Raw genomic sequence first — 10,433 nt, 5'->3', positions numbered from 1 at the left:
GGACTCGGGAAGTCCTGAAACCTCCAAATGTTGTGAGGTGAACCCTCACATTTTCTGGATTCCCTGCGTCATATCCCTTTCAAGCCTTGTAAATAGGGTAGTTCCGTTACTCAATCGTGACCGCGCAGAGACTACCCACCACATAAATGTTAGCGCTAATATGTGTGACACAGGTCGCATTTGCGACATAGAGGGGACACCCCCGCCCCGGCGAAGGAGCCGGATCACACAAGGAGATTCTCGGTATGAGGAAGACACTCTTGACTACGATTGCCTTCACAGGGGCTGCAGCGCTTACCCTCAGCGGGTGCTCCGGCAACGGAAACGCTGACGCGTCCGGTGATACAGGCACCGACGGCGGGGGAGCCGCCGAAACCATTACTGTCGGTTTCGCACAGACAGGTGCAGAGTCCGGCTGGCGTTCTGCCAACACTGAATCTATGCAGAACGCTTTCTCTGAGGAGAACGGCTTCGAACTGATCTTCAACGCGGCGGACAATGACCCAGCAGCGCAGATTTCCGCCGTGCGCAACTTCATCAATCAGGATGTCGATGCCATCGTCATCGCCCCCGTGGTCGAAGATGGCTGGGACGACGTGCTGGAGGAAGCCGCTGAGGCAGAGATACCCGTGATCCTCGAAGATCGCACGGTCTCGGCGTCTGAGGATCTGTACGCCGCATGGGTAGGACTCGATTTCCATGAGGAAGGCGTCATGGCCGGAGAGTGGGCCGCCGAGGAATTCGGCGACACTCCAACCAATATGGTGGTGCTGGAGGGCACGACCGGCTCCGCTCCAGCCAATGAACGCGCCGCCGGCTTCGACGAGGCCATCGAGGGCTCCGCCATCGAAACAATCGACTCCCAGACTGGCGACTTCACCCGTGATGGCGGCAAGTCCGTCATGGAGGGCTACATCTCCAACTACGGCGTCGAGGACATCGATTTGGTCTATGCACACAACGACGACATGGGTCTCGGAGCGATCGAAGCGATCGAAGCAGCTGGTGCCACGCCCGGTGAAGACATCAAGATCGTGACTATCGACGCCGTCAAGGATGGGATGCAGGCACTCGTCGACGGGAAGATCAACTTCATCGTCGAATGCAACCCGATGCTGGGTGAGCTCGCGGCAGAACTGGTGACGGATGTGCTCGCAGGCGAAGAGGTTGAGAAGACCGTCTACGTTGAGGATCAAACCTTCACCCAGGAGCAGGCCGCCGAGGTTATCGACTCGCGTCCGTACTGATTCAAAAAGCTTCGATGTCGTCAGCCACTTGATCGCTTACCCTTGTGAATCCTGCCGGGGGGTCTGCAGTGACCGACCCCCGGCAGGGCTCACCCAACGAGACGAAGAGGTTCTACCGCCCATGTCTGCGGACACTGAAGTCCAGCCCATCGTCAAGATGTGCGGCATTACCATCGCATTTCCTGGAGTGTTGGCGCTTGACGGCGTCGAATTTCGGCTCCTCCCCGGCGAAGTTCACTCGCTTATGGGGGAGAACGGGGCTGGCAAGTCCACGCTCATCAAAGCCCTCACCGGTGTCTACTCGCTCGACAGCGGCACCATCACTGTCGCCGGCCGCGAGCGGAGGTTCGAGGCCACTGCCGACGCCCAAGCGGCGGGCATCTCCACCGTCTACCAAGAAGTAAACCTGTGTGCGAACCTCTCCGTCGGCGAGAATGTCATGCTCGGTCATGAGAAGCGCAAGTACGGTGCCATCGACTGGCGCGCCACCTATGCAGAGGCCGAGAAGCACCTTGCAGGCCTGGGCCTGGAAATTGACTCGCGTGCGCAGCTCGCTCGGAACTCGATTGCCATCCAGCAGCTCGTCGCGATCGCCCGGGCAATGGTTCTCGATGCTAAGGTGCTGATTCTTGACGAGCCCACGTCCAGCCTAGACCGCGGGGAGGTCGAGCAGCTGTTCGGTGTGATCCGCGACCTTCGCGATACCGGCGTAGCCATCCTGTTCGTCAGTCACTTCCTCGAGCAGGTCTACGAAATTTCAGACCGCATCACCGTGCTGCGCAATGGCAAACTCGTTGGTGAACACGTCGCCAAGGACTTTCCAAAGGACGCGTTGGTCGCCGAGATGATCGGACGTGAGCTCGACGATCTTGCCGCCATCTCTGACCGTGCCGATCGCGCGATCGATCGATCCGGGACCCCGGTGCTCAAGGCGACGGGGATCGGCAAGCGCGGCGTTCTCTCACCAGCGGACCTCGAGGTCTACAAGGGTGAGGTGGTGGGCTTTGCCGGCCTCCTCGGCTCTGGCCGCACCGAACTAGTTCGACTGCTCTACGGTGCCGACCGGTCCGAGACTGGGGAGATTCAGATTGACGGCAAATCCGTTCGTATCCACACTCCTCGCCACGCCATCGACCACGGAATCGCGCTCTCTTCAGAGGACAGACGCGCCGAGGGCGTCGTGGCCGACCTGACCGTTGCCGAGAATATGATCCTCGGGATCCAAGCCCGCCGAGGTTGGCTCCACCCCATCTCCAAGACGGAGAAGGACGCGGTCGTCAAGGAATACATGTCCGCGCTCGGCGTGCGGCCCGCGAACCCGAACGTGCCGATAGGTAACCTGTCGGGTGGCAACCAACAGAAGGTGCTGCTGGCCCGCTGGCTCGCCACGGCACCTGAACTGCTGATGCTCGACGAACCCACGCGCGGCATTGATGTCGGTGCCAAAGCCGACATTCAGCGCAAGGTCGCTGAGCTGTCTGAGAAGGGCCTGTCCGTCATCTTCGTCTCCTCTGAGCTTGAGGAGGTGCTGCGCATCGCCCAGCGGGTCCTCGTGCTGCGGGACCGCCGCGCGATCGGGGAGATTGAGTCGCATTCGGTGGACCTCGACGGACTCGTCGACTACATCGCCAACTCTGAAGAAGTGAGCGTCATGCGATGAAGATCGTCAAACACCGCCTGTTCTGGCCAGCCGCAGCGTTGGTCACCCTGCTCATCATCAATACGATCGCCAACCCCAACTTCGCTCGCGTCACCCTTCAAGATGGTCAGCTGTACGGCAATCCCATCAATATCCTCCGCGAAAGCGCGCCGCTGATGCTGGTGGCACTGGGTATGACGTTGGTGATCGCCACTCGCGGTATCGACCTCTCGGTGGGCGCAATCATGGCAGTTTCTGGAGCTGTTGCACTGACCATCCTGGATGCATCGGAGAATCCGGGCGGCCTGGGCTCGGTGGCCGTCGCGGTGGTGGTCGCGGTTCTCGTCGGCCTCGTCCTCGGTGTGTGGAACGGCTTCCTGGTCTCCGTCCTGGGGATCCAGCCGATTATCGCCACGTTGGTCCTCATGCTCGCGGGACGCGGGGTGGCCCTTCTGATTACGGGCGGTTTCATCACCACTGTGAACAGTGCACCGTATAAGTTCATCGCGACCGGTTATCTCGTGGTTCTGCCCGTCGCATTCTTTATCTGGGTCGCGGCCGTTGTCATCGTGAGTGTGCTAGAGCGGCGGACCGCGTTGGGGATGCTCACCGAGGCTGTCGGTATCAATCCTGAGGCCAGTCGGCTTGCTGGCGTTCGGTCCCGCGGCATCATCTGGACCGCCTACATCGCATCCGGAGTTCTGGCGGGCATCGCTGGGGTGATCTTCGCCTCAAACACAATGGCGGCCGACGCCAACTCTGCTGGCTACCTGATTGAGCTCTATGCCATCCTCGCGGTGGTGCTGGGCGGAACGTCTCTCATGGGCGGAAAATTCTCCATCGCAGGAACCGTCATCGGGGTGATGACGGTGCAGGCACTCAACTCGGCCATTCTGTTCCTCGGCGTTCCACCCGCTCAGGCCCCAGTGTTCTTTGCGGCGGTGGTCATCATCGTGGTTCTGCTGCAGTCCCCCCGAGTGCACTCCTACGGCCGCTCCGTAGGACAGCTCCTCGGCGTGGGAGTTAAACCAACCCGCGAAGATAAGAAAGAGGTGGCGGCGTGAGCACCACTGACACCACCGCTAGACAGTCCACTGACGTGGCCACCACCATCAGCACCTTCACCGGCCGCTACGTCTCGCTCCTGCCCACGTTCGCTGCAATCACCATTCTGATTGCACTTCTGGTGGGAGCAGAACTGTACTTCGGCAACTTCCTGACTCCGCGCAATGTGTCTGCCCTGCTGCTCGACAACGCCTACCTGATGGTGCTGGCCGTGGGCATGACGTTTGTGATCGTGACCGCAGGCATCGACCTGTCGGTCGGATCAGTGATGGCATTCACCGGCATCTTGGGCGCGAGCCTGATCGCGAGCGGTATCCCGGTGATAATCGTCATCCCCGTCATGCTTGTGGCTGGTGCCGCGATCGGTCTGCTCATCGGTGTTCTAGTTCAGTACTTCAATGTCCAGCCCTTCATCGCTTCTCTTGCGGGGCTCTTCCTCGGACGCGGTCTCGCGTACGTGGTAAGTCTCAACTCGATTCGCGTCGAGGATCCGGTGCTGGTGTGGATGCGGACCAGAATTCCGCTGGGTGACTTCTACATCGCACCGACGGGCATAATTGCGATCTTTACCGTCATCATCGGTGCCCTGGTCATGCACTTCACGCGGTTCGGTCGAACTGTCTACGCGGTCGGCGGCTCCGAACAGTCCACGCGCCTGATGGGGCTGAACGTGGCACGCACGAAGGTGATGGTCTACGTCATCAGCGGTCTGTGCGGCGGTCTGGCGGGTCTGCTCCTGACCGCTTACACCGGTGCGGGCTACCCCCGCAACGGCATCGGCACCGAGCTCGATGTGATCGCGGTCGTGGTGATCGGCGGAACACTGTTGACCGGCGGGCGCGGCTATGTGCTCGGATCCATGATCGGGGTTTTCGTCTTCGGAACAATTAAGACGATCATCTCGTTCATGGGCGCCGAGCAGTCCTGGACGCACATCATTGTCGGAGTGCTGCTGCTGGTGTTCGTTGTGGTGCAGCGGGCGATTGTGTCGCGTTCGCAGCAAAAGGAGTGACGCGGCGTCGTGCTTAGAGGAGAAAGGTGATGCCGCTCAGCTCACCGTGCCAGTATGGTCCCGTGGACGCAGTGAAGCCGATCGTGGAACTTGAGGGTGCGACAGTGCGTTTCGGTGCCTTCACTGCCCTCGACGGCGTGGACTTCCGCATGTTCCCCGGCGAGGTCCACTCACTCATGGGGGAGAACGGGGCCGGCAAGTCGACGCTCATCAAAGCCATCACGGGCGCGCTTCCCCTAGAGAGCGGTACGCTTTTGATTGACGGTGATCCCGTCACTTTCCCCACGCCTCAGGCGGCGCAGCGCGCAGGCATCTCCACGGTGAACCAGGATGTCGACCTGTTGGCCAATATGTCAGTGGCAGAGAACATCTGGTTGGGCCGTGAACCACGCCGCTTCGGGCTCGTCGACAACAGAGCAATGCGACACCAGGCCCGCGAGGTGCTCAATAGCCTGGCCGTGGATATAGATCCGGCCTCGATCCTCGGGGGTCATTCGCTTGCTGCGCAGCAGCTCGTCGCCATTGCGCGTGCCATCTCGGTCGACGTCAAGGTTCTGGTCCTCGATGAGCCCACCTCGAGCCTCGACACAGATGAGGTCGCGGAGCTGTTCCGGGTGATTCGTGACTTTAAGGAACGCGGCGTCGCGATCCTTTTCGTAAGCCACTTCCTCGACCAAGTCTACGAAATATGCGACAGGGTCACGGTGCTGAGAGACGGAGCGCGTGTGGGGGAGTACCTCACGACCGAGCTGCTGCGCATCGACCTGGTGCAAAAGATGCTCGGGCGGGATGTCGCAGAGTTCGCGGCGCGGGAGCGCGTGATCGAGCCTGATATGCCCGCCGACCCATTCCTCAGCGCGCGCGGCATCACCAGCACGCCCGGAATCGCCGATGCAGATGTGGACATCGCCGCCGGAGAGGTGCTGGGCCTCGCCGGACTGCTCGGCTCCGGGCGCACCGAACTGGCCCGTGCGCTGACCGGCGTTGACCGGCCCGAAGACGGAATCCTGCGCATCGAGAATCGCGAAAAACGCCTGAACTCCCCGCGCCAGGCCCTCAGCCTGGGGGTGGTGTACTCGCCTGAGAATCGACGCACTGAAGGACTGGTCCCAGAGCTGTCGATTCAGGAGAACATCGTGCTTGCCCTGCAGGCGCAGCGGGGCGTTATGCGCCGCATCCCCACGGCACGTCAGCGCGAGCTCGTCATCAGCTGGATCGACGCCCTCGGAATCCGCCCAGCAGATCCGGACCGGAAGGTCCGAACCCTCAGTGGCGGCAATCAGCAGAAAGTGATGCTTGCGCGGCTCCTGGCACTGTCACCACGATTGCTCGTGCTGGATGAGCCCACCCGAGGCATAGACGTGGGGGCCAAAGTGGAAATCCAAAACCTGGTCGGGGACCTCGCCGACAACGGGCTTGCGGTGGTCTTCATCTCGGCTGAACTCGAGGAGGTGCTGCGGGTGGGTGACCGGGTGGCCGTGTTGCGCAACGGCCGCGTCGCCGAGACTCTCCCCGCTGATAGTCTCAATGCCGACATACTCCTGGCTCTGGTGGCACAGCCGGACCTGCCGGAAGCCTGAGGGAGGACAAGGTGGCGCAAGACCAAGGGGCTCGTGCCGCCAACATCTTTGATGTCGCGCGCCTTGCAGGGGTCTCCCATCAGACCGTGTCTCGGGTGATCAACGGATTGCCCAACGTGCGTCCCGCCACCAAAGAGCGGGTCGAGCAGGCGATGAAGCAGCTGCGGTACAGCCCGTCACCAGCCGCTCGCGCGCTTGTCACGCGGCGTACACGGACAATTGGTCTCATCACATCTGACTCTGTGGACTATGGTCCCAGCTCGATCGCCATGTATTTTAACCGCGCGGCCAGAGCTGCAAGGTACAGCGTCGACACAGTCACCACCGACGGGCGGGATCCGCAGACCGTAAAACGTTCCCTGGAGGGCCTGCTGCGTCAGCGCGTGGACGCTGTGGTGATCGTCGTCAACGACATTGAAGTCCTCGAGATGGTGAAGGCCCTCGACGTGGGGGTCCCCCTTGTCGTCGCCGCATCTACGGCCCGTCGCGGTCCCCAACTTGTCGCGATAGATCAGTACCGCGGTGCACGCGCAGCCGTGCGGCACCTTGCTGAATTGGGCCACACCCAGATTCTTCACCTCGCGGGGCCGGAGCAGGCCACCGACACGATCGAGCGGCTCCGGGGATGGCGCGATGAGCTCGCCGCGCGGCAGCTTGAGCCCGCCGAGATCCACTTCGGCGACTGGACAGCGGAGTCGGGTTACGCTGCTCCCGATGCGCTGGACATCTCGCGGGGCGCAGCAGTGTTCGTAGGCAACGACCAAATGTCCATTGGTCTGATGTCTGCACTCCGCAGGCGGAACCTGGTGGTCCCCGACGATGTCAGCATCGTGGGCTTCGACGACATTCCTGAAGCTGCCTACCTCTACCCGCCTCTCACGACCGTCCGCCAGGACTTTGCGGCCCTCGGCCAGATGATGATGCAAAAGGTGCTCATCGCCCTCGAAGAAGGCGAAGACGAAAGCGCCGACACTCCGTTGCCGACTCAGCTCGTGGTGAGAGAGTCCACCCGCCAGCTCTCCGGAGGCTGACGCTCCCCCACCTGCTGTTGCTTGGCGACCCGCCCACTAGCAAGATGCCAGCAAGGGGCCTGAAAATCGTCATGGACCGGTGGCAGCGTATGGTCTCCGCGGCCCACAGCACCTTGGCCAACGCGCCATCAATACCTGTTACGTATTCCACAAGACTCACAAGGCATCACGGAATTGAATCGATTTTCCCACAAAGTGACACCCGTCACGTAGCGTGGTGTACATCACTTGAGGCTCTCCATTCGAGCTCACACCACCCATTGATGAAGGAGAATCTGATGAGCAGCATCAGCCGATTCACCAGTCTCACGGCAGTCCTTACCGTTGGAGCGCTGGCTATGACAGCCTGCGGGGGAGACACAGGCGAAGACAGTGAAGCCACCGAGGAGAATCCCGTCGAACTCCGGTTCGCGTGGTGGGGTTCGGACCACCGCAACACCACGACCCAGGCAATTATTGATGATTTTGAAGAGGAATATCCTCACATCAGCGTCGAAGGTGAATGGGCGGACTGGGCGGGCTACCAAGACCAGTTAGCCACCCAGGTCGCCTCGCGTGACGCCCCTGACATTGTGCAGCTCGACGATGAGTTCATCCGCGAATACGCAGACCGCGGCGCGCTGCTTGAGCTGACGGAAGTGGATCTTTCAGAGATCGACGACACTGTCGTGGAAGGTGGTCAGGCCGAGGGCGTTCAGTACGCAGTGCCCACCGGTGTCAACGCACTTGTGATGATGGCTAACCCTGACATTTTCGAAGAAGCTGGGGTTGATCTGCCCGACGACACCACGTGGACCTGGGACGACTTCAAGGACATCAGCGAAACCATCCATGAGGAGACAGGGGCCTTCGGAACGAACAACCCCATCTCGCAGACTCTGATGGTGTGGCTTCGTCAACGCGACCAACACCTCTTCACGGACGAAGGGGAACTCGGCATGGACGCCAGCGATTTCGAGGAATACCTCGATTTCCTGATGGAGCTTATCGACATCGGTGCGCTGCCGAGCCCATCGGAGATGGCTGAAGAAGAATCCGCGGCCATGGAGGACTCCCTGATCGGCACCAACAGAACCGCTATGGGAATGTCCTGGACTAACCAGCTTCCAGCTCTGACGGTCGCCTCAGGGACTGAACTCGTGCCATTGCGCTTCCCGAGCCCCACGGGCAACGCTGAAGACAACGGACTGTGGTTCAAGAACACCATGCTCATCGGTGCTACCGAGTTGACTGAACATCCCGAAGAAGCACAGCTGTTCATCGACTTCATGATCAATTCGGAAGAGGCCGGCCTGAGCAACATGATGGACCGGGGACTGCCTGCCAATGAGTCGGTTCGCGAGGTCGTGGTTGAGGAAGTTGAGGGACAGGACCTGGTCGCAGCGGAATTCGTCGCGGACCTTGAAGGCGAAATCACTGACCCGGAACCCATGCTGCCTGTGGGCTTCAGCGGTATCGGCGATGCCATCAATCGCCACAGCCAAGACGTCTTCTTCGGCCAGGCCACATCTGAGGAAGCAGCCGAACGTTTGGTTCAGGAAGTTGAGTCCATCCTGGAGGGCAATGAATGACGCTGAAGGTAATGCGCTGCACAGCAGCACTAGTCGTCTGCGCCTTCACCTTGAGTGCCTGCGGAGAACCGAATACCACTGCTGGTGACGATGAGGATGTGACACTGAGGTTCGCCTTCTGGGGGTCAGACACACGGGTCCAGAACACAGAAGCGATTATTGATGAGTTCAATCAGGACTATCCGCATATAAACGTGGAGATCGAATACAGCGATTGGGCGGGTTTCTGGGATCAGCTCAATGTCCAGATCGCTGGAGGTACGCCGCCGGACATCTTTCAGATGGATGCGCCCTATCTCCGCGAATACGGCGAACGGGGCTCGTTGCTAGATCTCTCCGACGTGGACTTGACCCATATACCGGAGGAAATCGTGGAGTCCGGAACCATCGACGGTGAGTACTATGGGCTGGCTTCTGGGGTAAATGCGGTTGCTGTGGCGATGAACCCAACATTGTTCGAAGAGGCCGGAGTCGAACTTCCTGATGACACGGCGTGGACATGGGACGACTGGGCGGATATCGCCGCGGAGATCAGCTCCAGCCTCGACGGCGTATACGGGGCCTCAGGCCCAGCTGAGCCCCAACTGCTGCAGACATGGCTACGGCAACGTGACATGTACTTCAACGACGCTGAGGGTGAGTTGGGATTTGAAGAAGCGGAGCTCGCCGAATACTTCGAATGGCTGGACCAGCTCCACAATGACGAGGTCTTCCCTCCGGCTTCGGTCATGGTAGAGGAGATGTCCGTCAGCCAGGACCAGTCACTGGAGGCGACCGGGCAAGCCGCAATGGCGTTTACCTGGACCAATCTGTTGGGCGCACTGACGGATGCCGGAGGCGAGGACCTCGAGCTGATGCGATTGCCGAGTCCCACTGGAACTGCTGAAGACGCCAGACAGTGGTACAACACCGGTATGGTTTCCGCCTCTGCGCAAACGGATCATCCTGACGAGGTCATCACGTTCCTGGACTTCTTCGTCAATGACGAAAGGTCAGCGTTGATCAACATGACCGATCGCGGCCTCTCAGCCAATACTGAGATCCGAGAGACGCTGATGGCGGAGATGGACGAGGTGAATCAGGAAGCCGCACAGTTCATCACAGACATCGAGGATGAGTTGGGGCCACCCGAACCGGTTCCGGCCACTGGGTTCGGCAATGTCGCGGATATCCTTGGCCGCTACCAAGAGCGCATCTTCTTCGGGGATATGACCGCCCAAGAGGCTGCCGAAGCAGCATACCCAGAGTTGGAGAGTGACATCGGAAGCTGATGGAGAACGGGCAATCG

8 protein-coding genes are annotated in these 10,433 nt (G+C 60.4%); all 8 read left to right on the top strand.

Going from position 1 to position 10,433, the window contains the following annotated elements; genetic code table 11:
* Nucleotides 1-245 precede the first annotated feature (245 nt).
* The 8 genes from FH975_RS08885 (at nucleotide 246) to FH975_RS08850 (ending at nucleotide 10,416) form a co-directional block, all read left to right on the top strand.
* Nucleotides 246-1,247, top strand: coding sequence for an ABC transporter substrate-binding protein (locus tag FH975_RS08885; protein WP_162321058.1), 1,002 nt, complete (start codon nucleotides 246-248; stop codon nucleotides 1,245-1,247).
* A gap of 121 nt (nucleotides 1,248-1,368) precedes the next feature.
* A complete protein-coding gene (locus FH975_RS08880; RefSeq protein WP_162321057.1) occupies nucleotides 1,369-2,907 on the top strand; it encodes a sugar ABC transporter ATP-binding protein in 1,539 nt (512 codons plus the stop codon).
* Nucleotides 2,904-3,950: an ABC transporter permease gene (locus FH975_RS08875; RefSeq protein WP_162321056.1), complete on the top strand. Its 1,047-nt coding sequence runs from the start codon at nucleotides 2,904-2,906 to the stop codon at nucleotides 3,948-3,950. Before FH975_RS08880 ends, FH975_RS08875 begins: the two co-directional genes overlap by 4 nt.
* Nucleotides 3,947-4,963 (top strand): ABC transporter permease subunit, encoded by a 1,017-nt coding sequence (locus FH975_RS08870; RefSeq protein WP_162321055.1) that lies wholly within the window; start codon nucleotides 3,947-3,949, stop codon nucleotides 4,961-4,963. Before FH975_RS08875 ends, FH975_RS08870 begins: the two co-directional genes overlap by 4 nt.
* Nucleotides 4,964-5,025: 62 nt before the next feature.
* A complete protein-coding gene (locus FH975_RS08865) occupies nucleotides 5,026-6,543 on the top strand; it encodes a sugar ABC transporter ATP-binding protein (RefSeq protein ID WP_328821843.1) in 1,518 nt (505 codons plus the stop codon).
* Between the two features lie 11 nt (nucleotides 6,544-6,554).
* Complete coding sequence (locus tag FH975_RS08860; RefSeq protein WP_162321053.1) at nucleotides 6,555-7,574, top strand: LacI family DNA-binding transcriptional regulator; 1,020 nt, start codon at nucleotides 6,555-6,557, stop codon at nucleotides 7,572-7,574.
* Nucleotides 7,575-7,852: 278 nt separating this feature from the next.
* Nucleotides 7,853-9,145 (top strand): ABC transporter substrate-binding protein, encoded by a 1,293-nt coding sequence (locus FH975_RS08855; protein WP_162321052.1) that lies wholly within the window; start codon nucleotides 7,853-7,855, stop codon nucleotides 9,143-9,145.
* Nucleotides 9,142-10,416 (top strand): ABC transporter substrate-binding protein, encoded by a 1,275-nt coding sequence (locus FH975_RS08850; protein ID WP_162321051.1) that lies wholly within the window; start codon nucleotides 9,142-9,144, stop codon nucleotides 10,414-10,416. Before FH975_RS08855 ends, FH975_RS08850 begins: the two co-directional genes overlap by 4 nt.
* The last annotated feature ends 17 nt before the right edge of the window (nucleotides 10,417-10,433 follow it).

Source organism: Nesterenkonia haasae (assembly GCF_010119385.1).
In the GTDB taxonomy this organism is placed as follows: Bacteria; Actinomycetota; Actinomycetes; order Actinomycetales; family Micrococcaceae; genus Nesterenkonia; species Nesterenkonia haasae.
The sequence above is the reverse complement of the archived record's forward strand: the minus strand, read 5'-3'. Positions and strand labels throughout refer to the sequence as shown.

Bases quoted from the DNA above. Each gene is read 5' to 3' on its own strand.
- FH975_RS08855 (WP_162321052.1), top strand. From the start codon at position 7,853: ATGAGCAGCATCAGCCGATTCACCAGTCTCACGGCAGTCCTTACCGTT.
- FH975_RS08850 (WP_162321051.1), top strand. From the start codon at position 9,142: ATGACGCTGAAGGTAATGCGCTGCACAGCAGCACTAGTCGTCTGCGCC.
- FH975_RS08875 (WP_162321056.1), top strand. From the start codon at position 2,904: ATGAAGATCGTCAAACACCGCCTGTTCTGGCCAGCCGCAGCGTTGGTC.
- FH975_RS08885 (WP_162321058.1), top strand. From the start codon at position 246: ATGAGGAAGACACTCTTGACTACGATTGCCTTCACAGGGGCTGCAGCG.
- FH975_RS08880 (WP_162321057.1), top strand. From the start codon at position 1,369: ATGTCTGCGGACACTGAAGTCCAGCCCATCGTCAAGATGTGCGGCATT.